Genomic DNA, 26,206 nt, shown 5'->3' with positions numbered 1-26,206 from the left:
GCTAATTTGTTGAACCTAATGTCACTGTGGCGGTTATGATAAACTGACGTTCTAAATAAAATAAAAAATAGCAAGTGAAACGCCTGCACCACAAAAAATAATATTCTTAATGGAATTAAGGGACTCTTAACTGGGAACTAGCAAAGAAAAATTCACTTTCTTCCTCTTCCCTATTTTGCACTTCCTGATCCCACCCTCTCTAAAATATCCAATCCTTACATTAAGAAATTTTAAATCCCGTGACTTTGAGCCTGTCTGTTGCTACATCTTATCGCCAACCCTGGCCCGGACTGATAGAAGCCTATCGCGAATATTTGCCCGTCAGCGAAAAAACACCGGTTGTCACTCTATTAGAGGGAAATACACCGCTAATACCAGTGCCAGCGATCGCAGAACGTATTGGCAGACAAGTTCGGGTTTTTGTAAAATACGATGGTCTAAACCCTACCGGCAGCTTCAAAGACCGGGGGATGACTATGGCAATTTCCAAGGCCAAGGAAGCGGGGGCAAAAGCGGTAATTTGTGCCAGCACAGGCAACACCTCAGCCGCCGCCGCCGCTTATGCGAGGCGTGGGGGCATGAATGCCTTTGTACTGATTCCCGACGGCTATGTGGCACTGGGCAAATTAGCTCAAGCGTTGCTGTACGGGGCAGAAGTATTGGCAATTAAAGGTAATTTTGACCAAGCCCTAGAAATTGTCCGCGAGATGGCTGAAACCTATCCAATCACTTTGGTGAATTCGGTCAATCCCTACCGCCTAGAAGGGCAGAAAACAGCAGCCTTTGAAATCGTTGATGCGCTGGGTGATGCCCCAGACTGGCTATGTATCCCCGTGGGCAATGCCGGGAATATCACAGCATATTGGATGGGATTTTGTCAATATCATCAAGCCAAAAAGTGCGATCGCTTACCCCGAATGATGGGATTCCAAGCCGCAGGTGCAGCCCCCTTGGTACATGGACAGCCAGTGGCGCATCCCGAAACCCTAGCGACAGCAATTCGCATTGGCAACCCTGCTAGTTGGGATTTAGCGATCGCAGCCCAAACCGCAAGTCAGGGAAATTTCCACGCCGTCACCGATGCAGAAATTCTTGACGCTTATCGACTTTTAGCAGCATCAGAAGGTATCTTCTGTGAACCCGCTAGCGCCGCTTCTGTAGCCGGTTTATTGCAAGTGAAAGACCAAATTCCCACAGGGGCAACAGTGGTTTGTGTCCTCACAGGCAATGGTCTCAAAGACCCAGATACAGCCATTAAACACAATCACAGTCAATTTAAACAGGGTATTGCAGCAGAATTGGGCGCAGTCGCTGAGGCAATGGGATTTTAAGATTAACGTGAAGCGTTAGTGTTAGGTAACTCATAACAGTTTTCGGTTAAGGGAGAAAGGGCAAAGGGAAAGGGTTTGAATTTACCTTTACCCCTTGCCCTTTAACTTTTATCCAGACCAAAAGAGACTTATGGTGTTGCATATCAGTTGCAATTAAGTATCTCACTGACATAATATTGGTTTGAAAAGTCAGGCACTTGTAAGGTTAGAGAGACGCGATAAATCGCCGTCTCTACAGAAAATTTATCCATCAATTATTTATTGACAGACTACTACTGGATAAAGAGCAGGGTTCGCAAGTATTATCTCGATTTTGCACGAATTAATTATTGATCATATATTTTGCTGATCGCTACTCCTAATTTTCTGACTTTATAAATTATTTGTTGTTCGTAATCTATAAATTTTCGCAGCATTAAAATACCAGGAATTTATCATGACAAGTCTTAAAGGTAAAACAGTACTTTTGACTGGTGCTTCGCGTGGATTAGGAGTATATATTGCTCGTACTTTGGCAAAAGAAAAAGCGACTGTAGTCAGCGTTTCTCGTTCCAAGTCAGGGTTAGACAAAACATGTGATGAAATCAAAATAGTTGGCGGTAAAGGAATAAGTATTCCCTTTGACATAACAAACGTGACAGAATTTTCTACTCTAGTGAATCAGATTAATAAATTTGTAGGGCCAGTTGATATTTTAATTAATAATGCTGCAATAATCATTTCTCGAACTTTTGTAGATTATTCTCTCGAAGAAATCCAGTCAGTAGTTACGACTAATTTACTTGCTCCTATGGAATTGACGCGTTTGTTACTGCCAAGTATGTTAGAACGCGGGACAGGACATATTGTTAATATTGCTTCTCTGGGCGGCAAAAAGGGAGTTGCTTACAACAGCATTTATTCTGCGAGTAAAGCTGGTTTGATTATGTGGGGTGATGCTGTGCGAGAAGAATTAGCTGGTACTGGTGTAAATCTCTCAACGATCTGTCCGGGATATGTCAGTAGAGCCGGGATGACTGTTGATAGTGATTTAAAAATTCCTCAGCTTGCAGGTACTTCCATACCGACTGATGTGGCAAATGCAGTCATCAAAGCTCTTAAGCAAAACCAGGCAGAGGTAATAGTCAATGGCGGTCTGCTTAACGAAAGTATGACTAAATTATTGCTTGCAATTGGACAAATTTATCCACCATTTGTAAATACAATTTATCGGTTGATTGGTATAGAAAAAGCGAATTCAAGGCGTAGAGGAAATTTGAATATTGGAATAAATCGGGGTTATGCAGAAATACCTAGGAAATAGAAGGTTTTCTATTTTTTTGTAGTACAAAGGGTTAAAACCAATAAGCAAATATACCTGGCGATTAGAAATCGCGGCTACACAAACTTTTGTCCGCCTGCGCGGACTTAAGAAATTGGTGTTTCTTTGTCTCCTACTCCTAGCGATCGCTCACGTGTCAAGCTATCAATAGCATCGCCCAAGGCAGTAGTAAGGCTATTGCGGGTTTGGGCGTGGTTATCTTGCTCAGTTTTCAAAGCTTGGAAAAAGCGATCGCGTTCTTTGATTACCGCGATGAGTTTAGCTTGCAAGTCCTCCACAGATTTTAGCTGTTCTATTTCTTCTTGGATCGCTGTAACTGATGTCCCAGCAGCCAGTGTCTCTGCTTCAATACCCTTAAGTTTATGCAAATCTGCCTTGAGAGAAGCGATCGCCTGTTGGGATAATTGGGCATCTGTGCGGCGCTGTTCTGCTTCTGTGTTATAAAGCTGACGCCATTTTTGGGCACTTTCCCAAGCTGCATCGCGGTCGTGTTGCAACTCTGCCATCTGCTCTTTAATTGTCTGGATTTCTGTCAACCACTGTTGTGTTAAATCTTGATTCATAAATAAATAGTCAATAGTCATTAGTCAATGGTCATTAGTCAATGGTCATTAGTCAAGAGAGACGCGATTAATCGCGTCTGTACAACCTGGATTTCTCACTCGGTATTCTTGCGGTAAAAAGATAGATGCGATCGCTACGCAAAATTTGGCAAAGTAGTTAAGAAACCTCATCAGTTTTAACTCTAAATCCATGCCAAAGCCTCGTTTTTTCCGCTTTTTTCGCCATCTCAATTGGCGCACGCTCAAAAAAACTTTTTCCCGGACAATGGAAAGACGACTTTTGGGACTCGCCTCGGAAATCGCCTTCAATGCCATGCTATCGCTGTTTCCAGCAATTCTTGCGATCATCACAGCTATTGGCTTATTGGCAGAATCTTTACAAAACACCTTTAAACAACTGGCAATACTACTAAGTCAAGTCCTACCTGAAGAAGCCCTGGTTCTGATTCGTGATTTTGCGACTACAGAAATTACCAATTCTAGAAATAGCGGTTTGTTTTCTCTGAGCTTTATATTAGCAATTTGGACTGCTTCTGGGGCGGTGAGTACTGCGATGACAGCCCTCGACCAAATCCATCAAATTCCTCCAGAAAAGATCCGCCCCTTTTGGAAAGCCAAGCTAGTCTCTCTGGGATTAACAGTCGGTACTATGTTGCTTTTAGTATTGGCTTCTTTGTCAGTGTTTACTAGCGATTGGTTGTTGGGAATGGTAGTAAGCGGAAATGGTTCTTTGATGTTTTTGTTGCATCTTTGGCAGCTGTTACGCTGGCCCTTAGCTTTAAGTATTGTTGCTGTTGCCTTTGGCTTTGTCTATCGCTATGGCCCAAGTAAGTGGAACCCAGGCACGCCAATGATGCCTGGAGCAATTTTAGCAGCTGTTTTTTGGGCGATGTTGTCTGCCATATTTCGGCTATATGTGGCGAATTTTGGCAATTATAATAAAGTATATGGTGCTGTAGGGGCTGTGATAGTTTTAATGCTCTGGCTGTCGATGAGCGCTGCTGTTATGCTAATCGGCGATCAGTTGAATGTGACTGTGGGCGATGATATCCGCTTAAAAGCGCAGTCGCAATCTCACGAAAAATATTAATTAGTAAATCCCTGAGAAAATTTTTGCAAAAGCTCACTAGGGGAGTAAAATGTCTAACGATTCAATACAAAGTTAGCGATCGCCTTCATGTCTGATTCTCCGCCTCGATTTTCGATGATTGAACCTGATGCCAAAGCACCCACCTTAAAGCGCCTGCGTCAGCTAAGTCGGTTACTGGATAATGTTATTACCATTCCTGGCACAAAGATTGGTTTTGGTCTAGATCCAATTTTAGGACTCATACCGATTGGTGGTGATTTTTTGGGAGTGATGTTTTCTTGCTACATCATCCTAGAAGCAGCGCGGCTAGGTGTATCTAGAGCCACTTTAGGTAAAATGGTTGTGAACGTGATCATTGATGGCTTGGTAGGCACTGTCCCAGTTTTGGGAGACTTTTTTGATTTTGCCTGGAGAGCTAACACTAATAATATCAAGCTATTAGAAGAGTACTTAAAGTTTCCCAGCGAGCAAAAGAGTGCAGACAAGTGGTTTATTCTTGCCGTTTTGGCTGGGTTGTTGCTAATCTCTATTGTCTTAGTAGCGTTGCCCGTGATACTAATTAGAATCCTGTGGAACGCCTTAACAGGCGGTTAGAATAATTCGTAATTCGTAATTCGTAATGACGCTCGCGGACTCGCTACCGCTACGCTAACGTAATTCGTAATTAGCGTTTGCCGAACTTCTTGTTAGTTGCTATGCAACTTAAAACCCATAATTGCTTAAATCATTTATTGATAACGGAATGAAAGATTGGTGGCAAGCTACTTTTCCTAAAGGGCGGCAAAGTCTAATTATTACTGATGCTAAAGGGTATCCTGTACAAATTGCTTATGGCGAAAAAGGTAAAGGGAAACCGCTAATTTTATTACATGGCATGGGTAGTTGGAGCTATAATTGGCGCCACAGCATAGCACCATTATCTAAACATTACCGGGTAATTTGTTTTGATGCCAAAGGTTTTGGTTTTTCGGAAAAACCATCATTTCGTAGAGAAGACAATGGTCATCAAGTTATTGAATTTCAAAGAATTATTCAAGCATTATGTGATGAACCAGCGGTAATTGTGGCTGAATCTTTGGGTGGATTAGTTGCCCTTGCTCTTGCTCAAGAAAATCCGCAGTTAATCGGGCGGCTTGTAGTAGTAAATGTACCTGTTTTTACAGAAAAACTACCCCATTGGGCTATGTGGTTACTTGCCCAAACGCCCTTGGAAGTAATGCAAACAATTGACTCCTTACGTCTGGCATATTTGTTTGCACCTCTATTTAGAGAAATTATGGCAATAGAAAGACGTGGGGTATTATTTGATCCCTCAATCTTGACACAGGAAGATGTCTATTGGATAACTTACCCGTTTATTGAATTACCTGGTGCGATCGCAAAAGTTGCCGAAGAGTTACAAATAGCAGCGCTAGAAATTGAGAATTGGCAAGCAAATAAGCCAAATATGCTCACCAAAATTCAAAATAAACTGAGTGCAATTGAGTGTCCTACACTAGTTTTATGGGGTGAACAAGATAGTTGGTTTCCTGCTAGTCATGGTGAAAAATTGCATCGGCATATCCCCAATTCCAAATTACAGATTTTGTCTAACTGCTGTCATGATGCTTCAACTGGTGCTTCTGAAGTACTAAATGCAGCGATTCTTAAGTTTTTACGAGAAACTAACTTCTAAAGGAAAATTCAGAATTCTGAATTCTGACTCCTGAATTCTGACTCCTAAATTCTCTTCCGATAAAAAGAGAGTGGGAGGAAGCATATCCGTTAGCTTCAAACTCCCACTCTGCCATTTGCTGCTGAAGTGAACAGGAATGTATACAGACGTTGCCCGTTATTTGGGGGCTAATGCGTATTTCAACAACAACGCCCGTACGCATTTAATATTCCTGTCGCAGCAAATGCCAAACTTGATTATTGATGTTTATTTACTGAGAAAAATACTCTGTAAATAATTGGTAGAGATAGTTTTTTATTTTTGTAAATCACTTAGCAAATAGTGTTTTACAAAAGGAATTTGCTTACGTGGTAGTCCCTGACAACAAAACCCTTGAAGTCGTTTATCTTCATACAATTTAACTTGGTTAATCAAAAGCTGGTTGCCATTTTGGCATGTTTTTAAATTTTATAATTGCTCATATCTCACTTTTTAAAAGCAGTTAATCAGCTATGTAGCATTCAGGAGGATTTTCGGTAAACGCCCTCCTGTCTTCTCTGTTCAATCATTCATATATAACAAGATTCCCAACTTCTTAGAGAAGTCGGGAATCTTAGCCAAGCTAATTGGCAAAAAGTGTTAATTTAACCGGGTTTTACTTTACGGTAGTATTAATACTGGCGTAAAATTGCAGACAATGAACTATTTTTACGAAGATCCATTAGGTCTGCCAAAGGTTCTGTGCGCGTATCCAGGTGGTGCTTGTGTTCTGCTGGTAGAACCGTTACCAGATGCTTTGTTTTAGGTTGCATCTGCATAAGGGGCATCAGTTGTGGCTGTGGCACAAAAATTGGTTGGTTCTTGGGAAGACGTGGTTCCAATTTTTGGTAATGATTCTGTGCCAAGCGTGCCTGATGGCGGTTAACCTGTTTTTGGACTTTTTGCGGTTGCGTTGTCCGGTTAAGCATTCGGAAAATGAGCAAACAACCACTACCACAACTGAGGACGATCGCAGCTACCATCCATAAAGGTGTAGGATTACTACTCTCAGAGGGCACGTTGATTGGTTCTTCAACTATAACTGGGATTTTTTCTGGTTCTTCTTGTGTTACCTGGCCAGCATTACCTAAGCTATACAGGGCAAAAGCACCACCTCCTAGAAACATGGCTAAACACCCAGTTAACAATAGCCAAGGATGATGTGTGACCAGATATATCAGAACATTCGAGCTTTGTTTTAATCTCGATTTCCTGTTTGTCAGCTCTGGAGTAGCCCTTCTTAGTTGGGTTCGCTCGCGCTGTACACTCTGACTTTTTTCCATGATTACTTTCAGATTTGTACCCCTCTAGTCAATAAATTGTACTGGAGGAGTTAATCATCAGGTATCCGTAACAAAATTTCAGATTTTAGTAGCTTTTTTGTAAAACATAAGCTACCAAATCTGGCTAAATTTTGCCACAATTCTGTATTTATTGTGACTTTTTGCTGTGATTATCTAAAAGTCTGTTAGTCTATTTTCTCCCTTAGCTAGGAGAATTTCTTTCAAGAGCAAGTTGAATTAACCGATCAACTAATTCTGGAAAAGAGACTCCACTCTGGGCCCAGAGTTGGGGATACATACTCGTTGCAGTAAAGCCTGGCAAGGTATTTATTTCGTTAATAAAAACTTCTTGTGTCGCTTCCACATAGAAAAAATCTACCCTTGCCAACCCCGCAGCATCAACAGCTGCAAAAGCTTGCAAAGCCATGTCCTGAATTTGACGGGCGATCGCATCTGGAAGAGGTGCAGGTATCAGTAAATCTGCGCGACCCTCAGTATATTTAGTTTCATAATCATAAAAATCGCTGTCATAAGTAATCTCTCCAATGACAGAGGCTTGGGGTTGCTCATTACCCAAAACGGCACACTCGACTTCTCTGGCTACAACACCAGCTTCTACAACTAGCCTTCGGTCATAACTGGCAGCACTATCTAAGGCGGCTTCTAATTCTTGACGCGATCGCACTTTGGCAATACCCACTGATGAACCCAAATTAGCAGGCTTGACAAAAGCAGGATAACCTAATGCTGCCTCAATTTCATCACACAATTTCGGAAACACACAAGGATTAGACCAAACCTGCGCTCTAGTTATTGCTTTGTATTTTACTTGTGGTAGTCCCGCTTGCTCAAAGGCCATTTTCATGGCAATTTTATCCATTCCCACTGCCGAACCTAACACCCCAGAACCAACAAAGGGGACTTGCATCAAGGTGAGTAACCCTTGAATTGTCCCGTCTTCACCGTTGGGGCCGTGGAGAATGGGAAACCAAACATCCACTTGGGCAACTTGAGAGGGATATTGCCACTTGCTTAGAGTTTGGGCTTCAGAAGTTGACTGTTCTGATTCCAGCAGCGGACTGCCGGTTTCTAAAACCTTTTGGGGTGCTTCTCCCGCCAGCCAGCGTCCATCTTTTTGGATGTAAAAAGGCAGTATTTCGTACTTATTAGCATTTTCCTCTGCACTCAAGGCTTTAGCGATCGCCCGTGCTGATTTGATCGAAACTTCATGTTCTCCCGAACGACCGCCAAATAGTAACCCCACGCGCAGCTTAGTCATTTTCGGTTCCTCCACACTCCTAAAGCAGATAGCGTATCACAACCTACAAAAGTTGCCATATTTTTCTATATTATTTTATCAAGGAAGGCAGAAGGCAGAAGGCAGGAGGCAGGAGGCAGGAGGCTGGAGGCAGGAGGCAGGAGGCAGAAGGCAGAAGGCAGGAGGCAGGAGGTAGGAGGCAGAAGGCAGGAGGCAGAAGGCAGGAGGCAGAAGTTATAAAAATTCCCCATTCCCCATTCCCCATTCCCCATTCCCCATTCTTATTTATTTAACTACTCGTTGTTGATATTCCTGTTCAGTAATCATATCGAGAGTGTTCTCTAGGCGGTCAACAAATACGATACCGTCGAGATGATCATACTCATGTTGAAAAATCCGAGCGATAAAATCGGTTAATTCTTGCTTTTGTAAGTTGCCTTGAGAATCAGTGTATTCGACTTCAATAGATTTATATCGAGGAACTAACCCCCGAATTCCTGGAACACTTAAACAACCTTCCCAATCTTTGACAACTTCAGTTGAGTGAGCAATGATTTTGGGATTAATCATAGCAGTAGGTTCCATTTCCGGGGCATTGGGATACCTGGCATTAGGACGGGAAGCCACAATAAATAAACGATAGGATTGCGCTACTTGAGGTGCAGCAATTCCCACCCCGTTAGCCTTGGCAACAGTGGTGATTAAGTCTTCAATTAATTTTTGGATATGCTCATCTTGAATATTCTCAACCCAAGCAGCTTTTTGGCGTAGTGTTGGATTGCCTAATTGAATTATTGGCGCTAACTCACTCATGATGAAACTCCCTTAAGTAATGGGGAATGGGGAATGGGGAATGGGGAGTAGGGAATGGGGAATGGGGAATAGGGAGTAGGGAATGGGGAATGGGGCATTGGGCAAATGACAAATGACCAATGACAAACATCATCCTTCACGTCTTACTGGTAAAGGGGCAGGTTGAACTCTTACTTGAACAATTTGCCCATTGCGTTCCACTTCTATTGGTAAGTTAGTACCGATTTTGCTATTTTCTACTAGCTTTTGTACTTGGTCAATTTTAGTCACAGGCTGGTTATTAATGCTTTTAATCACATCACCAACTCGTAGTCCAGCCTCAGAAGCAGGCGATCGCGGCACAATTTCAACCAGCAAAACGCCCTCATCTGCTGTAAGATTTAAGCGATCGCCTGCTCTACTTGTTATTTTTTCTTTAATATCTTGTGTCAGTGTCACCATCTGAACACCCAAATAAGGATGATCCACCTTACCTGTAGCAATTAATTGCTGGGAAATTCTTTGCACAGTGTTAATGGGAATAGCAAATCCCAAACCTTGAGCGCCTTGAATAATCGCTGTGTTCATCGCAATTACCTGGCCACGAGCATTTAGCAATGGCCCACCGGAGTTACCAGGGTTAATCGCTGCATCTGTTTGAATGTAATCAACCCGCTTGTCACTAGCACCGATATCGCTACCAGAACGACCTGTAGCACTAATAATCCCAGAAGTGACGGTATTATTCAAGCCCAATGGATTACCGATGGCAACTACTGCTTCTCCTGGTTGCAAGGCATCGGAATTACCCACAGCTAGGGTTGGCAGATTATTAGCATCAATTTTGATCACAGCTACATCCGTTACTGCATCTTCACCCAGTACTTTCCCATCAAAAGTCCGGCCATCTTTGAGTGTGACAGTCACTCTATCAGCACCATCTACCACATGGGAATTGGTCAAAATTTGACCTGAAGAATTAATGATAAATCCAGAGCCGCTACCCCGCTCTACTCGTTGTCTAGGCTGTGGCGCTGCGTCTCCAAAAAATCGCCGGAAAAATGGATCGTTAAATTCGCCTGGTACGCGAGGGCGAGAAGTGATTGTGCGGGAAGAATCAATGCGAACTACCGCAGGCCCCACATTTTGCACTACTTTCACCACAAAATTAGGATCTCCAGACGAAGAGAAAATTGGCGGGGGGACAATTACCGGATTAGGTTCTGCTGTATTTTGGGCTTGAGTCTGGTTTTGTCGAGTCTCAAAAGTCTTAGCAGGTAGAAGAGAGCAGCTCCCCAGGAACACCACTCCTACCCCATATAAGAGCATCCACAATCTGTGGGGCAAACGCCTAGTACCAATATTTTTGGGCGCTGAGTGATGCTTTGTTGTCTTCATGTGTCGTTGCTTCTCCGTATCAGTCGGTGGGTGTTAGGATGTTGCCTACTGGGTATGTCCCAAAATGATTACAACTTAAAAGCTTATTCTAGGTCTAGCGTGTCTCAATGCTAAATTGGTGCTTTCTCTTCTATTGTGACAATTAGCAGCCAAGGTGGTGGATAATGGAAATTCCCGAAATTCCCATAGAAAGTTTGTGGAGTCAGGTACTAGAGCGCCTACAGCTTGAACTATCCCGGCCTACCTTTGAAACTTGGATCAAAACTGCTAGTGCAGAGCGATTAGAAAATAATTGCTTGGTTATCCGCACTCCTAACCCATTTGCTCGTAATTGGTTACAGAAGTATTACATCAATACCATTGCTCATGTAGTACAAGATATTCTCGGTCATCCCGTGGGAATTTATATTACCGTTGCTCAAGGTGATGAAGTTTCTAATTTTAGTGAACGAGAGGTTTCTGGGGAATCACCAAATCCTAACAGTATTTCTGAACCTGTTCCTAATCACAATCATAAAACTACTGAATTAAATTCTAAATATGTCTTTTCGCGATTTGTAGTTGGTGCCAACAATCGGATGGCTCACGCTGCTTCTTTGGCGGTTGCAGAATCCCCTGGTAAAGAGTTTAATCCTTTATTTTTATGCGGTGGTGTAGGTTTGGGTAAAACTCATCTTATGCAAGCTATTGGTCACTATCGCTGGGAAATCTCTCCTGATTGTAAAATATTTTATGTTTCTACTGAGAAGTTTACTAATGATTTAATTACGGCAATCCGTAAGGATAGTATGCAAAGTTTTCGAGAGCATTACCGAGCCGCTGATGTTTTATTAGTTGATGATATTCAGTTCCTTGAAGGGAAGGAATACACTCAAGAAGAATTCTTTTATACTTTTAATACTTTACATGAAGCTGGTAAACAAGTAGTTATTGCTTCCGACCGCCCTCCTAACCAGATTCCTAGCTTACAAGAACGTCTTTGTTCTCGGTTTTCTATGGGGTTAATTGCCGATATCCAAAAGCCGGATTTAGAAACTAGAATGGCAATTCTACAGAAAAAAGCTGAGGATGAAAATATTCGGCTTCCCCGCGATGTAATTGAGTATATTGCTTCTAACTATACTTCTAATATTAGAGAGTTAGAAGGAGCTTTAATTCGGGCTGTGGCTTATATTTCTATTTGGGGTTTACCGATGACGGTGGAAAATATCACACCAGTTTTAGAACCGCCTAATGAAAAAATGGCAGCTACCCCAGAAGCAATTTTAAAGGTTGTGGCTGATAATTTTGATGTTTCAATAGACGATCTCAAAAGTAACTCGCGGCGAAGAGAGATTAGCTGGGCGCGTCAATTGGGAATGTATCTCATGCGCCAACACACGGCTTTGAGTTTGCCGAGAATTGGGGAGGAGTTTGGTGGTAAAGACCATACAACGGTGATTTACAGTTGCGATAAAATTACTCAACTCCAGGAGAGCGATCGCACTTTAGCACAAACTCTACGCCAACTGAGCGATCGCATCAATATGACTAGCCGTTCCCAAAAACCATCGTGAAGATTTATTTTAAGTTTTCCACAACCAGCACCGTAAACATTAGCCTTGATGACTGAATAATTAGTCAATAATATTAAGTAACGTATAAAAATTGATTAAATTTAACTTAGATTGTGGAAAAAACTGTGGAAAACTTGATATTTTGCTAGTAAAACTTAATTAAGTATAATTACCTTGTGGAAAACTGCCATAGTTTTTCCACAGGTTTTCCACAGATGTAAAGTAGTTTCTGTTAATAATTTTTTCCTTCTGTCTCCTGTCTTCTAGCTCCTGCCTTTCTTTGTAATTTATATAGTTATGACTCGAAGAATTACAACAAGCCGGCTTAGGAGATGGGAGAGGAAACCAGCGGTTAGTTTTGCCAGCGCATCATCCAGAAAGTTTTCAGGTTCGCAAGCGATAACCCATCCCTCTAACGGTTTCAATGAGGTTACTACCTAGTTTCTTGCGGAGATAACCGACATATACATCGACAATATTAGAACCTGGATTATAGTCGTAGCCCCAAACGTAATCTAGCAGTTGTTCGCGACTTATAACTTGTCCGGGATGACGACAAAACATTTCTGCCATTGTAAATTCACGAGCAGGTAATTCTACAAAGCGATCGCCTACTTTTACCTGTCGAGTTCGCAAATCAAGCACCACGTTACCCGCTTGGAGGAGAAATTCTTGGTCATTTCTCACAGGTCTAGCACTTCGCAAACGCAACTTTACCCGCGCCAGAAGTTCTTCAAATCGGAAGGGTTTGGTGACATAATCATCTGCGCCCCCTTCTAGTCCAGCAACTTTATCGTGAATATCACTCCGAGCCGAGAGGATAATTACAGGTAAATCTTCCCCCTGTCCCCGCAGTTCTTCGAGTACCTGAAATCCATCTTTTCCAGGTAATCCCAAATCCAAAATTAGTAAGTCAAAGCTTCCATTATGTGCTATGTCTAGCACATACAACCCATCGGTAACAGTTGTTGTTGTAAATCCTTGCGATCGCAATCCTTTCTCAATAAATGAAGCAATCCGGGGTTCATCTTCAGCGATGAGAATGTTGGCCATAAGCACTCATTTCCTGCGGGGGATCGAGGGGTAAAACGATGGTAAACATCGAACCTTTTCCTAGTTGACTCCGAAGTAACACTTGTCCACCGTGGGCCTCTGCGATCGCTCGGACAATTGACAGTCCCAATCCCGCACCCTCAGAGCGACGACGACTGTTAGAAGTTCGAGCAAAACGTTCAAAAATCCGTTTTTGATCAACAAGGGGAATGCCTTCGCCTGTATCGCGTACCCAGAAACGCACCTTTCCTTTAGCGATCGCACAACCTATGGAGATAGTATCACTCTTTGCTGTATGCTGAGTCGCATTCTGCGCCAGATTAATCACAGCCTCAGTAATTCTTTGGCGGTCAACTATAATCTGACCCCTTGCGATCGCATCTATTTGCCAATCTCGCTCTGCTAATGCCTGAGTTTTGACAAATAACTCTTGGGTTAAGTCTGCTACATTCACCGTCGTCAACTGCAAAAAATCTAAGCGTTCTGCCTTCGCCAACAAAATCATGTCATCCACCAGACGGCTCATCCGGTCTAATTCTCCCATGACCAGCGCCAAGGTTTCCTGTTGCTCTTGGGGGTCATCTCCCATCAGTTCCAGATGTCCGCGAATGATGGTAATTGGAGTCCGCAATTCATGCCCAGCATCGTTGACAAATTCTTGCTGCGTAGCAAAAGCTGCCTCTAGTCTGTCCATCATTTCGTTGAATGTCTTTGCTAATTCTGCCAGTTCTCCCTTACCTCGCGCAGGTAAGCGTTGGGTTAAATCTGACTCACTAATTGCATGAGCAGTAGCAGTAATTGTCCGTAGAGGAGATAGCACCCGTCCCGCCGCCAACCACGCCAGGATGAAGGACACCACAAACACTAGACTAGAAACCTCAATAATTACCGAAACTGCTTCTAGGGCTTCTGCACGTTCACCAACTGCACTATGGGCAACAACGAAGACTCCCTGAGTTTGTCCATTAATTTTAATCGGTTCCACCATGTAAAGGATCTTACTAAGATCGGGATCGGAAAATTCTTTTTCTCCCTGTTCTGGTTGAGTTTGTTTTGCCCACCGCTCCATGAGTGGTGAGTCTTTAGCAAGTGGTTTAGGACGCGCTCTGGGGCTAGATTTATAAAATTCACCATCAACAAACGTGATGAAATAAGAATCATCCTCTGGTAGTCGATATAACAGATAAGCTCTGAAAAGTCTGATCAAATCTTCTTTGGAAGTTGGAGGAGCGATTTGTTTTTTGCCAGCCAACAACCATTTCAATTGCTCTGGCCCAATCACTATGTCTTCTGAATCGTCCTCAGCGAGTGCATCATCTGGAGCAAAGGTTTCACCTTTAATTAACGCATTAAAAGCCGCCATATCTTCTACCATATCTCGACGAACCCGTTCATCAATGCGCTGGTAGAGCTTATAGCGAAAGGCGGGTATAGCGATGAGAAAGGTTATCCCCAAAATCAGCAAGTACCAGAATAAAATTCGGGTGCGTGCTTCTCCAAATACTTGCTGCCAACCTAAAAACAGTTTCGGTATTTTAATCCCAAACCTGCGATCGCGGCGATGGCTGGTGATGCTGCTCATTTTTACCCCTCCCCACTTGAGACAGTCTATCGCAATTGGGGATTTGTCATTTGTCATTGGTCATTTGTCATTTCTCCCCAATCCCCAATCCCCAATCCCCAATCCCCAATCCCCAGTTCCCAATCACTGAGATAAACGCCAAATCTTAATAGTATTATCTTCACAACCGCTGATAAGGGTTTTGTCATCAGGACTGAAGGTAACGGATGTCACTGTGTTAGTGTGCCCCGCTAATGTGAGAATTTCCGCTCCTGTGGCTGGATTCCAAAGTTTGATGGTGCGATCGCGGCTACCACTAGCAATCATTTTACCATCGGCACTGAAGGCTAAGGTTGTGACAGTGTTTACATGTCCCACCAGTGTACGAATTTCTTTTCCGGTAGCTAGATTCCAAAGTTTGATGGTGCGATCGCGGCTACCACTGGCTAAAGTTTTACCATCTGGACTTATAGCCACTGTTGTTACTGTTTGAGAATTTCCTTCTAGTGTCCGGATTGAGTACCCTTTTGTGAGATTCCAGATTTTGATCGTCTTGTCAAAACTCCCACTAGCAAGAATCACGCTATCAGGGCTGATGGCCACTGATCGCACCCAGAATGTATGCCCTACCAGTGTCCGAATTTGCTCTCCTGTTGCTAAATCCCATATCTTGATGGTGTTATCATCACTACCACTAAGTAGGGTCTGGCTATCAGCACTGATGGCTAGGGCATGAACTGAGTCAGAATGCCCTGTCAGAGTGCGAATTTGTTTTCCTGTGCCCAAATTCCAAATTTTGATGGTGTTGTCATCATTACCAGTCACCAGAGTTTTGCCATCTGGGCTAATTACCACGGCATTCACCTGCTGAGAATAGGTGTTGAATGAAGAGATTGGGCTACCTGTTGCGAGATTCCAAAGTTTAATTTTGCGATCGTCGCCACTGCTGGCTATGGTTTTGCCATCGGGGCTGATGGCGACGGATAAAACCGAGTTTTCATGTCCTTGAAGGGTATTAGCTAAGGAAGCCTTTCCCAAAGTAATATTTAGTGGCTGACCTAAAAATGCTTCATCTTTGGTAGAACTATTATGCTGACTCAGCCTAGAGACTAAACTGGTTTGGATGCGGCGAAAATGTTTATACCAAGATTCTTGAAATCCGAACAATAGAATGAAAGCACTTACCAATATGAAAGTTTTCAGTAAGGGATAACTTTTTGGTAAATATGGAGCTTTAGTCGGTGGTATTTTCCCAGATGACTTACCCGCTGGTGGTAGTGCGAGGAGTTGTTTGGGAGTCAAGTCTCTGAGAACTTCATCGACTGACTGGTAACGTTCATGGACATCTTTTTTCAAAAGCTTGTCGATGACAAAATCTAACTCAGGATTTAATGGACTCCGTAAATATTCCCGCCAATTACTCACCCAGGCGTACCCAGATTCCATCCACAATTGAAAGGGGGAATTTCCCGTAAGCAGATGAAAGCAGGTAGCCCCCAAACCGAACAAGTCACTGGCGGGGAAAGCTTTACCATCTCTAATCTGTTCTAAGGGAGAATAACCATGTGAACCAATGGATGTACCAGATTTATGCTGAACTTTGGCAGTAAATTGCTTTGAGGAGCCAAAATCAATCAGGTTTAATCGCCCATCATTTTTATTGCGGATAATATTTTCTGGCTTGATATCGCGATGAATGATTTTGCGATCGTGGATAAATTTCAGGATGGGCAGTAAATCTAACAAAATAGATTGAATTTCCCTAGAATTATATACCTTGCGCTGTTGCAACTCCTTTAACAAATTTTCTCCATTGACAAACTGCTGCACTAAATATAGGCAGCCATCTTGTTCAAAGTAAGCTAGCAAAGTCGGAATTTGGGGATGTTCCCCAAGGTCTTGTAATCGTTGCGCTTCTTCAGCAAACAACTCCATCGCCTTTTTTTGCGACCAAGTTCCTTGAAATTTTGGAGCTAATTGCTTGATAACACAACGTTCATTGAGTTTATCTACGTCTTCTGATAGATAGGTTCTCCCAAATCCCCCCTCATCTGAAAGGACTCGGATGACACGGAAGCGATTTCTTAAAAGTGACACCAATGGGGTGCTACAACTTTGGCAAAACTTCTTTCCATTAGGATTCAGGGGATTTGGGCAATCGGGATTTAAGCAGCAGATCATGATCTGACAGGCGCGACTGCATGACAACTTAGGCTAAGTTTGCCCCGAACTTTCCCTTAAGAATATTGACTCTCGCTTACTTGTGGTAGAAAACCCTGTTCTGGGGATTGGGGAATTACTTATATAGCTAGCGTTTGTAAATAGTAGTCAGTCTTCCTCATCTGTGGAAAACTACGAGAGCCATAAGATTAATTATTCTATCGATTATATATTAATCTGAATAGAAATATTTTTCTGAACTGTTAAACCTAGTAATTTTGCTTGTATATTGGCAAGCGATAACTTACTAAGTATTAAAGATAAACCCTGATTAATTAATCATCACTGACGAGCCAATATAGTTAAAATGCTTACTAAATTTGTTTTGGCTATTTTAAATAGTCCATGATTAATTATTCATTTGATACTTGAAATAAAAAAAGGCTTCAACTAAACTATGCTACCTTGTTTCCTTAAGCCTTGATCTCCATTTCCGAATGGCACTTGCAGTTCTGGCTACAGGTGGTACGTATACATCATAATTTTCGTATTGTGTAATTTCGTGCTGTGTAATACTTTTATTATTTAATTTTTGGGTAGTTAGACAGTTAGCCAAACTAGGCAAATAACTTTCATAACTTAAGGCTTTCATCACTTCATCAGCACTCTTAAACCGTTCATCTAACGTAAGTTTCACCATTTTTGCTAAAATCTGGGCGAAACTGTCGCTAATATTTACCTGTTTTTGCCAACATATCTCACCAGTATTTGGGTCATAGTCAAATTCTAAAGGACTTTTTGCAGTCAACATATAAATACAAGTTACACCCAATGCATAAATATCACTGGCATAAACTGGACGTAGAGAAAACTGTTCTGGTGGTGCAAATCCTCTAGTCCCGATAAAGTTGGTGTTTGCAGCTTGATTGATAGAGTTTTCATAAGCATTAACTAATTGCTGTTTCACTGCACCAAAATCAATTAGCACTACCCGCCCGTCGTACTCACACCGCAATAAATTCTGGGGCTTAATATCGCGATGAATCACATGATGTTTATGAAGATACTGTAATACAGGTAATAATTCTTGCAAAAACTGTTTGACAGCGGCTTCGCTTTTAGGCCCATTTTGCCGCACCTCTCGTGCCAAAGTCAAACCCGGCACATATTCTTGAATTAAAAAAAACTCCCCATTTGCCTGAAAGTAGTCTAGTAGCATGGGAATTTGCGAATGACTGCCGAGTTGACCCAAAGTTCTTGCTTCTTTTTCAAAGCGTGTACATGCTCTTTGCCAACTTTGGGGACTAGTCACTTTTGGAGAAAGTTGTTTAATGACACACAGGGGATTCCCTGGTAATATGGCATTTTTGGCTAAAAACGTGATGCCAAAACCACCTCTACCCAAAATTTGCAGTATTTCATAGCGATCGCGAAATAGACGTTTAGAACCACACATCTGACCCAACTGAGTTTGTTGTGAAATGCTCTCTTGAGAATTCGTTATTTTCTGAGAAAAACGATTCATTAGTATAAAATATCTGCTCTGAAATGTCTCTAATTCTACGACAATTATTTATTGGTAACAGTAAGATTACTGAAACTTCGCCAAATCCTCATCACTCTCCTATTAAAAATTCAAAAAGTAAAAATAAATTTTTGTATAACTAAGTAAGTCGGAAAGGATAAATCAAAACTATGTTATTTTATTGAAATACATGTAGGGTGTGAAAAAGTTGCGTAACACACCGTCCAAAGACTTTGGTGCGTTAGAACAAAGTCCTAACGCACCCTAAGTATACTTAAATTTTTTCAAGCATCAAATCGGATTGCTATAGATAATATAAAAATATTAATATTTGCTTGTAGTGATAGCTTCAGTCATCACTACAAACCTTGAGTTAAAGCTACTTGTAGCTCTTTTTATGTCGCTGTCTTTAAGTCTGCGACTTTACTGCTAGATTGCAGATTCAATATTTGTGTCCAAAGTTCAATTTTGTACTTAAGTACCAATATGTCCTTTAATACAAAACTGGTATAAAACTCATATTTGATTCCTGAAAAAACCCAGTACAACTAAGAAGCCTTCTTTCCTATTGCCTATTGCCTGTTGCCTACCTACGCAAATTAGTTCAGAAATCAAAGCGAATTCCTATATATTTCCCAACTTTTTCTAAGCTGGTGGAACTTCTGGAGAGAAAATATCTGTGAAATTTTCCTCAAGTAGCAAATCTGGTGTTTGGATAATAAATGGGAGTTCGGCTCCCACAAGGCCTCTTTGGATGCGTTCTAAAGTCTCACTAAAAACGACAAACAAAGGATATATGGTATTCGCTCCCTCACTCAAAATATGACTGTGCCGGAGAGGCATCAACCACTCATAATCATTGTCAAGAAAAACTTGGGTTTGTCGCCAACGTCCCAACAAATCAGAAAAGTCTTCGTGAGCGCGATGAATAAAAACTAAAATTTCGGCTCCAGTTTTGATTTTCCACTCAGGATCGCACATCAAAATTGCTACATCACAGGGTAAGCAAATCGTTTGTGGGGTTGTTGTAGCAGTGTTGCGAAGCCGAACAATCGGCAAAGGGATAGTGATGACACTTTCATCTGGACGGCGCAGACTGGGAATCATCTCCAAGTATGGCCGATATTGCTTTAGTAAGGCGATCGCAGCTAGATGATTGCTGTACTCTGCCAAACTCGCCTCGTACTGAGATTTTTGCACAGTCATAGTTTATTAAATAGTGAGGAGTTAGGAGTTAGGAGTTAAGAGTTAAGAGTGAGGAGTTAGGAGTTAAGAGTGAGGAGTTAGGAGTTAAAAGTTAGGAATAGAAAATTTAATTCCTAACTCATAACTTCTAACTCTTAACTATTAATCTTTTATCCCAGTTTTTCAAATACCGCAAACATCGGTAGATACATCGCTAACAAAATGGTTCCCACCATTCCCCCTAAAACTACAATCATCACTGGTTCTAAAATACTAGTCATTGCTTTTACAGCTTGCTCGACTTCATCTTCATAGAAATCGGCAACTTTCATCAACATTGCATCTAATTCTCCAGTTTCTTCTCCGATACTAATCATCTGAATTGCCATAGCCGGAAAAACAGCATCTTTTTGTAAAGCAAGGCTAATCATTCCTCCTTGTTGAATCTCCATGCGGGCTGCATCTATGGCATTGGCAATTACTTGGTTTCCTGATGTATCTCGGACAATTTCCAAGCAAGTTAAAATTGGTACACCTGAACGAGTCAAAGAACCAAAAGTCCGGCTAAAGCGGGCAACCGAAGATTTTTGAATTAAGTCACCAAACAATGGCATCTTGAGGGAAAGACGATCAATTGTGATGCGGCCAACAGGAGTTTTACCGTATTGTGTAAAGGCAACTTTCAGTCCTACAAGAACAGCGATAAGCACGAAAACCTTCGGGCTTCTCAAAAATTGACTAGCATCCATCAAAAACTGCGTTAGAGCTGGTAATTCAGTCCCGAGTTCTGTAAAAATCTTGGCAAAAATGGGAATAAGAAAAATGGTCATACCAAGAAAGATCGCAACTGCGATAAAACCTACGACCGTGGGATAAGATAATGCTGATTTAATTTGGTTTTGTAGGCGAGCAACATCTTCTAATAACTTGGCTAAACGATTTAATACTTCGTCTAGAACACCACCAACTTCGCCAGCTTGAATCATACTCACATATAATCCATCAAAGCAGTCAGGATGCTTCCGCATTGACTCTGAAAGATTCATTCCGCTTTGAACATCGGTACTAATTTCCACAAGGGCTTGTTTCAATTTAGTATTACTACACTGTTCAGAAAGCACCCCCAGACTTCTAACGATCGCAACTCCCGCATTCATCAAAACGGCAAATTGACGAGAAAAAACGGCTTTGTCCTTCACAGAAACCTTCACTAAGGAATTCTGGAATTTTTTGAAAGCAACATCTGGCTGAAATCCCTGAGATTGCTTGAGTTCTTGGATTACAAAACCTTGATCTCTGAGATTAGTACGAGCTTGCGTCAAGGATTCTGCAACAATTTTTTCCGTTCGGGATTTTCCTTGAGAATCCCGAACACGGGCAACGTAGTTTGGCATAAATTAATTTTTTCAAAATAGTCGTTATTTATTGGGCATGTGGCAAAACAATTCCGTTAGCGGTTGCGGGGTGTTTATCCCGTTCTGAGTAAAGAAGTGAGATTCCCAACTCAGCACTCATAACTGGGAACTTTTGAGGGGCATAAGGGAAAGACTTACTGCAACTTCCTCTCTACTCCCTCATCCTCCTCATTTCCCCAGTTCCTTTAATGCGCTTTGGCAGTCGCACCGGGTTTCGCACCTGCGGCAGCTGCTTGCGGTGTAGAATTACCAATGAGACGTTGGATTTCATCTGGCTTAGAAGTTTTAGACATCGCCGCTTCAAAAGAAATCGTTCCTGCTTTGTAAAAATCGGCTAAAACCTTCTCCAGAGTTTGCATTCCCAATTTGCCGCCAGTTTGAATAGCTGAGTAAATTTGAGATGTTTTGCCTTCTCGAATCAAGTTAGAAATAGCAGGAGTAACAATCAGAATTTCTTGAGCCATCACCCGACCATATTCATTGGGTTTAGGGTTTTTCTTAGACACCAAGGTTTGGCTAAATACCGCCACTAAGGAGTTAGACAACTGCACCCGCACTTGGGTTTGTCTTTCATGGGGGAAAACGTCAATAATCCGGTCAACTGTCTGTGCGGCAGAACTGGTGTGTAGCGTCCCAAATACCAAGTGTCCTGTTTCCGCAGCGGAAATTGCCAAAGAAATCGTTTCCAAATCGCGCATTTCTCCCACCAGAACAATGTCTGGATCTTCCCGCAAAGCTGCTTTCAAGGCATTAGCAAAGCTCTTGGTATCTTCACCCAGTTGCCGCTGGTGAACCAAGCTTTTTATTGGTTCGTAGACAAATTCAATTGGGTCTTCCACCGTCAAAATATGCTCTGCCTTGGTGCGGTTAATCAAGTCAATCATTGCCGCTAGGGTAGTTGTCTTACCGGAACCTGTAGGGCCTGTTACCAGAATTAGCCCTCTGGGCTTATCTGTCATTTCCCGCACAATATCTGGCAAACCTAATTTTTCAAAGTTAGGAATCTTAGAACTTAATGCCCGTAAGCAAGCAGCATAAGAACCACGTTCTTTATAGACATTGACCCGAAAGCGAGCTAAACCCTTAACACCATAAGAACAATCCAACTCCCAGTTTTGCTCTAGAGTTTTACGCTGGGTGTTGTTGAGCATACTAAAAATCAGCCTTTGACATTGATCGGCTGTCAATACATCCTCACCTATGGGGGTGAGTTTACCACTGATGCGGAAATAGGGAGGCAAACCTGCGGATAAATGCATATCCGAGCCACCCAATTCAATCAGTTGCTCCATCAAATCTTCAATCATCATTTCCATAGTTATGTTTCCTCTTAATATTTGTTATTTGTCCTTTATCACTTGTCCTTTGTCATTTGTTTAAATTTACGAGGCATCGACCAATGACTAATGACTAATGACTAGTCTTAAAACCGAGCTGTCATACAGTAAGGACAATCCAGCCATTCTTGTTTCAATGTGGCCTCGCAAGTCCGACAGGTAAGACCAGTCTTGCGTTTGGCTTTTAACTCTGCTTCCAAACCAGTATCGGTAAACGTCACTCGTTCTACTTCTTCTAGAGTGGTGGAACCTTCACGCACTAAATCCAAACTGTAAGCCAGCAAGGTTTTCATGCCCTCTTCTATTGCCACTTCCTTGATGCGTTCCGTGGGTGCATCTTCGTTGATCAGGGTTTGCAGGTTTTCGGTGACTCGCATGACTTCATACACACCACAACGCCCTTTGTAGCCGATACCATTACATTTTGGGCAAAGTTGATTTTTGCCTTTGGCATCTGCGATCGCATCTAATGTCAAGGTGTTAGCTTTGTAGAAGGTGACTCCCACATCAGAGGAAGCTGATAGACCATAACGAGCTAGTTCCTCGGTTGTGGGAGTGTAGGGAATGCGACATTCAGAACATACACGCCGTACCAGACGTTGAGCTAGAACGCCAATTAGGGAACTAGAAACCATGAAAGGCTCAATCCCCATTTCTCCCAAACGAGCGATCGCACCTGGGGCATCATTGGTATGTAAGGTAGTTAATACTAAGTGACCGGTCAAGGCAGCCTCAATGGCTGTTTTTGCCGTTTCTTTATCCCGCGTTTCACCCACCAGTAGCACATCTGGATCTTGCCGCAAGAAAGCCCGCAATGCGGTAGCAAAATCTAGCCCTTTTTCCCGAATCACCTGTACTTGAGTAATCCCTGGAAGGCTGTACTCAATTGGGTCTTCCACAGTACTGATATTAATACCGGGATCATTCTTTTCTGAAAGTGCAGAATATAGCGAGGTTGTTTTCCCAGAACCTGTTGGCCCAGTCACCAAAATTAGCCCAAAGGGACGGCTGACCATATCCTTGACAATATCTAAAGTCTCTGGATCGGTAATTAACTTATTTAATCCCAGTTGGGTGGAGGAGTTATCCAAAATCCGCAGCACCACCTTTTCCCCGTAGCGACTGGGTAAGGTATTCACCCGGAAATCCACTTTGCGTCCCTCAAACATCCGCCGGATGCGTCCATCCTGGGGTAGACGGCGTTCAGCAATGTCTAGATTGGAGATGATCTTAAATCGGGCTGTCACTGCTGGGATGATTTTTTTCGGTAGGGGATCAAAAGCTTCACGCAATACGCCATCCTTCCGAAAGCGAATGCGTAAGTTTTCTTCTTGCGGTTCTATATGAATATCAGAAACGCCCTCATGCAAAGCTTTAGCCAGGATTCTGTTAACTAGGTTGATGACTGGGGCATCCTCTGCACCCTTCATCGCTGCCCCTAGATCAGCCTCCATTTCTTCAGGAGCATCGGCAAGATCGAGATTTCCGAGGTTTTCTAAATCCTGATTAATATCTGTAAACTTTTCTTGTTCCAGGTGCTTCTGCTTAACAGCCATTTCATCCAGATATTGGTTGATTAGCTGTTGATAGTCTTCCTGGGTAATCACCATGCGCTGCAACGCCAAGCCTTGCGGGCGCAAAATGCGGTTCAGGTCATCGGAAGCCTCTAGATTATCTGGAGCGACCATCGCCACTAAAACTGAGGGTGGGGTTTGGTCTTCGTGTTTTGATAGTGGTACTAAACGATGACGACGACAGATATCCACTGGGATGAGGGTTTCAATCAGGTTCCCCATCATCGTGTTGCCAACGGAGTTGACTTCCGGATCAAGGAATTCAACTCCGTATAGTATTTTCAGTTCAAATAGCTGTTGTTTTTTGTATTGCCTGAGCAACTCAGGCGATAGTTGTTGCCCAGTGATTGACTCTAAGACTTCCGTTAAGGGTCTGCCAGATTTGCGGCTTTCAATTAATGCCTGCCTCATCTGTTCGGTATTGACATAGCCAGATTGCACTAGCTTGTTGCCAAAAGGCGAAAACTCTGTTCTGGTAGTTAGAGCGGTACTGCGCCGTTGTGGTGACGAGTTCATAAATGAGCGAATGAGTAGGGAAACCTCTGCTTAAAGTATTCCCAGGCTGTGAGACAGAATTCTCATTTGCCAAAAAAGTCATAAGTCTCTGAAACAGTTCTGTTAGCGATAGCTCAATACAGTTCAGCTATAGGAATCCGCTTTGATTTCTGAACTAATTTGCGTAGGCAGGCAATAGGCAATAGGCAATAGGCAATCTTGCTACAGTCAAGAAGGCTTCTTAGTTGTACTGAGTTTTTTCACCAAATCAAATATGAGTCCTATAAGACCAAAATACTTGTAGAGACGGCGATTTATCGGGTCTCAAAACCCACAATTTTCTACTCATTATTGCTAAACCCCTATAGCGCGGATCTATTGACCAATCTCCCCAGTCCCCAGTCCTACTCGTTCGGGTTCCCGCCTTAGTAGCGTCTGGGCTAACGTGTTCACCATTTGTCACAATAAGATGACGGTTATATCAGTTTCAGGAACTTGTCGGCAATAAAATCAGCCTCAGCGGCACGTCGTGGATGACGACGGTTGCAAGCTGTGGAGATACACTGCCATAAATAGGATCTGGAATGAGTAGATAATGATGGATGAAAATAAACAGATAAACAATACAAGCCAGCAATTGGGTGAACCAACAGAGGTAAAGCAAGCAATGAAGAGTGACCCCCCAGCCCAAATTAATTTCAATGAATCTGGAAGCGAGGTGACAGAGCAAGTGGCAGCCCAAACAAATATGTCAGGGGATGCTGCTACTCTCAATTCTGAAAATAGCGTCGCTGCAACTGAGAAAACTGAAGTGGAAACAGCAGCTTTGGCAGAACTAACTCAACAAATCGAGTCCGTTAAAACGCAACTAGAGGAGCGTAGTACTCAATATATGCGGATTGCCGCTGATTTTGAGAATTACCGGAAACGCACTAGTAAAGAAAAAGAAGACCTAGAGTTGCAGGTGAAGCGGAACACGATTTTGGAATTACTGCCAGTGGTCGATAATTTTGAGCGGGCGCGATCGCACCTGAAACCTCAATCTGATGGCGAAATGACCATGCACAAAAGTTACCAAGGCGTTTACAAACAATTAGTAGATAGCCTGAAGCGCTTGGGTGTATCACCAATGCGTCCTGAAGGTCAAGAATTTGATCCTAACTTGCATGAAGCAGTAATGCGGGAACCTACGGATGAACATCCTGAAGGAACAGTGTTAGAAGAGTTAGTGCGCGGATACTTCTTAGGCGATCGCGTGCTACGCCATGCAATGGTAAAAGTAGCTGCTCCCAAGGAAGATAGCCCTGCGGCATCAGAAGATCAGTCGAGTTCAGCCAACAGTTAAGCTGTAATCGCTCGCCTCGCTGACCTCAAGTGCCTGGGTTCTAGCAAGGACGAGCATCGCGTACCTATACAAGGACAAGGCTTTGGATAACTCTCTGTGTTTCACCTTCTCTCTTGCTACCAGCAACAGGGGTTGCACAGACGTTATCCGCTAGCCTTGGTTCAGAGCAAAAAAGTTATACCAATTTGAAAAATGATTGCGACAGATGGAAAACTGAAACACTTATCCAATGAATGTTTCACAATCCAAAATCTAAAATCTAAAATCCAAA

At 42.5% G+C, this 26,206-nt stretch carries 21 protein-coding genes; 7 read left to right on the top strand and 14 right to left on the bottom strand.

What is annotated here, in order from left to right; translation table 11 throughout:
- Positions 1 to 239: 239 nt before the first annotated feature.
- On the top strand, positions 240 to 1,331 hold the full coding sequence (gene thrC / locus A4S05_RS12940; RefSeq protein WP_069070234.1) for a threonine synthase: 1,092 nt from the start codon (positions 240 to 242) through the stop codon (positions 1,329 to 1,331).
- 436 nt (positions 1,332 to 1,767) lie between these two features.
- Entirely contained in the window at positions 1,768 to 2,634 is an 867-nt protein-coding gene (locus A4S05_RS12935) for an SDR family NAD(P)-dependent oxidoreductase (protein WP_069070233.1), read from the top strand.
- A 104-nt stretch (positions 2,635 to 2,738) separates the two neighbouring features.
- Here the strand turns inward: A4S05_RS12935 and A4S05_RS12930 are convergent, their stop codons facing one another.
- Together A4S05_RS12930 and A4S05_RS41560 are read right to left on the bottom strand one after the other, a co-directional pair.
- On the bottom strand, positions 2,739 to 3,215 hold the full coding sequence (locus A4S05_RS12930) for a hypothetical protein (RefSeq protein WP_069070232.1): 477 nt from the start codon (positions 3,213 to 3,215) through the stop codon (positions 2,739 to 2,741).
- Between the two features lie 48 nt (positions 3,216 to 3,263).
- Positions 3,264 to 3,407: a hypothetical protein gene (locus A4S05_RS41560; protein ID WP_176726995.1), complete on the bottom strand. Its 144-nt coding sequence runs from the start codon at positions 3,405 to 3,407 to the stop codon at positions 3,264 to 3,266.
- On the opposite strand from A4S05_RS41560, the gene A4S05_RS12925 reads away from it, so the two are divergent.
- The 3 genes from A4S05_RS12925 to A4S05_RS12915 all read left to right on the top strand — a co-directional run bounded on the left by A4S05_RS12925 (position 3,406) and on the right by A4S05_RS12915 (position 5,980).
- Positions 3,406 to 4,305 carry a YihY/virulence factor BrkB family protein gene (locus A4S05_RS12925; protein ID WP_069070231.1) on the top strand — a complete coding sequence of 300 codons (900 nt, stop codon included), beginning with the start codon at positions 3,406 to 3,408 and terminating at the stop codon, positions 4,303 to 4,305. The genes A4S05_RS41560 and A4S05_RS12925 overlap by 2 nt on opposite strands.
- 87 nt (positions 4,306 to 4,392) lie before the next feature.
- The gene (locus A4S05_RS12920; protein ID WP_069070230.1) at positions 4,393 to 4,899 is read left to right on the top strand and encodes a DUF4112 domain-containing protein; all 507 of its coding nucleotides are present in this window, start codon (positions 4,393 to 4,395) and stop codon (positions 4,897 to 4,899) included.
- Between the two features lie 148 nt (positions 4,900 to 5,047).
- The gene (locus tag A4S05_RS12915; RefSeq protein WP_069070229.1) at positions 5,048 to 5,980 is read left to right on the top strand and encodes an alpha/beta fold hydrolase; all 933 of its coding nucleotides are present in this window, start codon (positions 5,048 to 5,050) and stop codon (positions 5,978 to 5,980) included.
- Positions 5,981 to 6,630: 650 nt separating this feature from the next.
- Here the strand turns inward: A4S05_RS12915 and A4S05_RS12910 are convergent.
- From A4S05_RS12910 to A4S05_RS12895, 4 genes are all read right to left on the bottom strand, one after another.
- Entirely contained in the window at positions 6,631 to 7,125 is a 495-nt protein-coding gene (locus tag A4S05_RS12910; RefSeq protein WP_084227098.1) for a hypothetical protein, read from the bottom strand.
- A gap of 358 nt (positions 7,126 to 7,483) precedes the next feature.
- A complete protein-coding gene (locus tag A4S05_RS12905) occupies positions 7,484 to 8,560 on the bottom strand; it encodes a D-alanine--D-alanine ligase family protein (RefSeq protein WP_069070227.1) in 1,077 nt (358 codons plus the stop codon).
- Between the two features lie 264 nt (positions 8,561 to 8,824).
- Positions 8,825 to 9,352 (bottom strand): peptide deformylase, encoded by a 528-nt coding sequence (gene def / locus A4S05_RS12900; protein ID WP_069070226.1) that lies wholly within the window; start codon positions 9,350 to 9,352, stop codon positions 8,825 to 8,827.
- A 129-nt stretch (positions 9,353 to 9,481) separates the two neighbouring features.
- On the bottom strand, positions 9,482 to 10,729 hold the full coding sequence (locus tag A4S05_RS12895) for an HhoA/HhoB/HtrA family serine endopeptidase (protein ID WP_069070225.1): 1,248 nt from the start codon (positions 10,727 to 10,729) through the stop codon (positions 9,482 to 9,484).
- A 164-nt stretch (positions 10,730 to 10,893) separates the two neighbouring features.
- Between A4S05_RS12895 and dnaA the strand changes: the two genes are divergently transcribed.
- Complete coding sequence (dnaA, locus tag A4S05_RS12890; RefSeq protein WP_069070224.1) at positions 10,894 to 12,285, top strand: chromosomal replication initiator protein DnaA; 1,392 nt, start codon at positions 10,894 to 10,896, stop codon at positions 12,283 to 12,285.
- 384 nt (positions 12,286 to 12,669) lie between these two features.
- On the opposite strand, the gene A4S05_RS12885 is transcribed toward dnaA, so the two are convergent.
- The 8 genes from A4S05_RS12885 to A4S05_RS12850 all read right to left on the bottom strand — a co-directional run bounded on the left by A4S05_RS12885 (position 12,670) and on the right by A4S05_RS12850 (position 24,611).
- On the bottom strand, positions 12,670 to 13,338 hold the full coding sequence (locus A4S05_RS12885; protein ID WP_069070223.1) for a response regulator transcription factor: 669 nt from the start codon (positions 13,336 to 13,338) through the stop codon (positions 12,670 to 12,672).
- Positions 13,316 to 14,920 carry a sensor histidine kinase gene (locus tag A4S05_RS12880; RefSeq protein ID WP_069070285.1) on the bottom strand — a complete coding sequence of 535 codons (1,605 nt, stop codon included), beginning with the start codon at positions 14,918 to 14,920 and terminating at the stop codon, positions 13,316 to 13,318. The genes A4S05_RS12885 and A4S05_RS12880 overlap by 23 nt, the downstream gene beginning before the upstream one ends.
- Positions 14,921 to 15,043: 123 nt before the next feature.
- The gene (locus A4S05_RS12875; protein WP_176726994.1) at positions 15,044 to 17,080 is read right to left on the bottom strand and encodes a serine/threonine-protein kinase; all 2,037 of its coding nucleotides are present in this window, start codon (positions 17,078 to 17,080) and stop codon (positions 15,044 to 15,046) included.
- A gap of 439 nt (positions 17,081 to 17,519) precedes the next feature.
- A complete protein-coding gene (locus A4S05_RS12870; protein ID WP_069070222.1) occupies positions 17,520 to 18,584 on the bottom strand; it encodes a serine/threonine-protein kinase in 1,065 nt (354 codons plus the stop codon).
- Between the two features lie 645 nt (positions 18,585 to 19,229).
- Positions 19,230 to 19,790: a hypothetical protein gene (locus A4S05_RS12865; protein WP_069070221.1), complete on the bottom strand. Its 561-nt coding sequence runs from the start codon at positions 19,788 to 19,790 to the stop codon at positions 19,230 to 19,232.
- A gap of 149 nt (positions 19,791 to 19,939) precedes the next feature.
- Complete coding sequence (locus A4S05_RS12860; RefSeq protein ID WP_069070220.1) at positions 19,940 to 21,163, bottom strand: type II secretion system F family protein; 1,224 nt, start codon at positions 21,161 to 21,163, stop codon at positions 19,940 to 19,942.
- 206 nt (positions 21,164 to 21,369) lie between these two features.
- Positions 21,370 to 22,500 (bottom strand): type IV pilus twitching motility protein PilT, encoded by a 1,131-nt coding sequence (locus tag A4S05_RS12855; RefSeq protein ID WP_069070219.1) that lies wholly within the window; start codon positions 22,498 to 22,500, stop codon positions 21,370 to 21,372.
- Between the two features lie 107 nt (positions 22,501 to 22,607).
- Positions 22,608 to 24,611, bottom strand: coding sequence for a GspE/PulE family protein (locus A4S05_RS12850; protein WP_069070218.1), 2,004 nt, complete (start codon positions 24,609 to 24,611; stop codon positions 22,608 to 22,610).
- 574 nt (positions 24,612 to 25,185) lie between these two features.
- On the opposite strand from A4S05_RS12850, the gene grpE reads away from it, so the two are divergent.
- Complete coding sequence (gene grpE, locus A4S05_RS12845; RefSeq protein ID WP_069070217.1) at positions 25,186 to 25,935, top strand: nucleotide exchange factor GrpE; 750 nt, start codon at positions 25,186 to 25,188, stop codon at positions 25,933 to 25,935.
- Positions 25,936 to 26,206: the final 271 nt, after the last annotated feature.

It is taken from the genome of Nostoc sp. KVJ20, assembly GCF_001712795.1.
In the GTDB taxonomy this organism is placed as follows: Bacteria; Cyanobacteriota; Cyanobacteriia; order Cyanobacteriales; family Nostocaceae; genus Nostoc.
This window is presented reverse-complemented; position numbering and strand designations above follow the sequence as displayed.

Bases quoted from the DNA above. Each gene is read 5' to 3' on its own strand.
- A4S05_RS12935 (WP_069070233.1), top strand. From the start codon at position 1,768: ATGACAAGTCTTAAAGGTAAAACAGTACTTTTGACTGGTGCTTCGCGT.
- A4S05_RS12930 (WP_069070232.1), bottom strand. From the start codon at position 3,215: ATGAATCAAGATTTAACACAACAGTGGTTGACAGAAATCCAGACAATT.
- A4S05_RS12925 (WP_069070231.1), top strand. From the start codon at position 3,406: ATGCCAAAGCCTCGTTTTTTCCGCTTTTTTCGCCATCTCAATTGGCGC.
- A4S05_RS41560 (WP_176726995.1), bottom strand. From the start codon at position 3,407: ATGGATTTAGAGTTAAAACTGATGAGGTTTCTTAACTACTTTGCCAAA.
- A4S05_RS12920 (WP_069070230.1), top strand. From the start codon at position 4,393: ATGTCTGATTCTCCGCCTCGATTTTCGATGATTGAACCTGATGCCAAA.
- A4S05_RS12915 (WP_069070229.1), top strand. From the start codon at position 5,048: ATGAAAGATTGGTGGCAAGCTACTTTTCCTAAAGGGCGGCAAAGTCTA.
- A4S05_RS12910 (WP_084227098.1), bottom strand. From the start codon at position 7,125: ATGTTTCTAGGAGGTGGTGCTTTTGCCCTGTATAGCTTAGGTAATGCT.
- A4S05_RS12905 (WP_069070227.1), bottom strand. From the start codon at position 8,560: ATGACTAAGCTGCGCGTGGGGTTACTATTTGGCGGTCGTTCGGGAGAA.
- def (WP_069070226.1), bottom strand. From the start codon at position 9,352: ATGAGTGAGTTAGCGCCAATAATTCAATTAGGCAATCCAACACTACGC.
- A4S05_RS12895 (WP_069070225.1), bottom strand. From the start codon at position 10,729: ATGAAGACAACAAAGCATCACTCAGCGCCCAAAAATATTGGTACTAGG.
- dnaA (WP_069070224.1), top strand. From the start codon at position 10,894: ATGGAAATTCCCGAAATTCCCATAGAAAGTTTGTGGAGTCAGGTACTA.
- A4S05_RS12885 (WP_069070223.1), bottom strand. From the start codon at position 13,338: ATGGCCAACATTCTCATCGCTGAAGATGAACCCCGGATTGCTTCATTT.
- A4S05_RS12880 (WP_069070285.1), bottom strand. From the start codon at position 14,920: ATGAGCAGCATCACCAGCCATCGCCGCGATCGCAGGTTTGGGATTAAA.
- A4S05_RS12875 (WP_176726994.1), bottom strand. From the start codon at position 17,080: ATGATCTGCTGCTTAAATCCCGATTGCCCAAATCCCCTGAATCCTAAT.
- A4S05_RS12870 (WP_069070222.1), bottom strand. From the start codon at position 18,584: ATGAATCGTTTTTCTCAGAAAATAACGAATTCTCAAGAGAGCATTTCA.
- A4S05_RS12865 (WP_069070221.1), bottom strand. From the start codon at position 19,790: ATGACTGTGCAAAAATCTCAGTACGAGGCGAGTTTGGCAGAGTACAGC.
- A4S05_RS12860 (WP_069070220.1), bottom strand. From the start codon at position 21,163: ATGCCAAACTACGTTGCCCGTGTTCGGGATTCTCAAGGAAAATCCCGA.
- A4S05_RS12855 (WP_069070219.1), bottom strand. From the start codon at position 22,500: ATGGAAATGATGATTGAAGATTTGATGGAGCAACTGATTGAATTGGGT.
- A4S05_RS12850 (WP_069070218.1), bottom strand. From the start codon at position 24,611: ATGAACTCGTCACCACAACGGCGCAGTACCGCTCTAACTACCAGAACA.
- grpE (WP_069070217.1), top strand. From the start codon at position 25,186: ATGATGGATGAAAATAAACAGATAAACAATACAAGCCAGCAATTGGGT.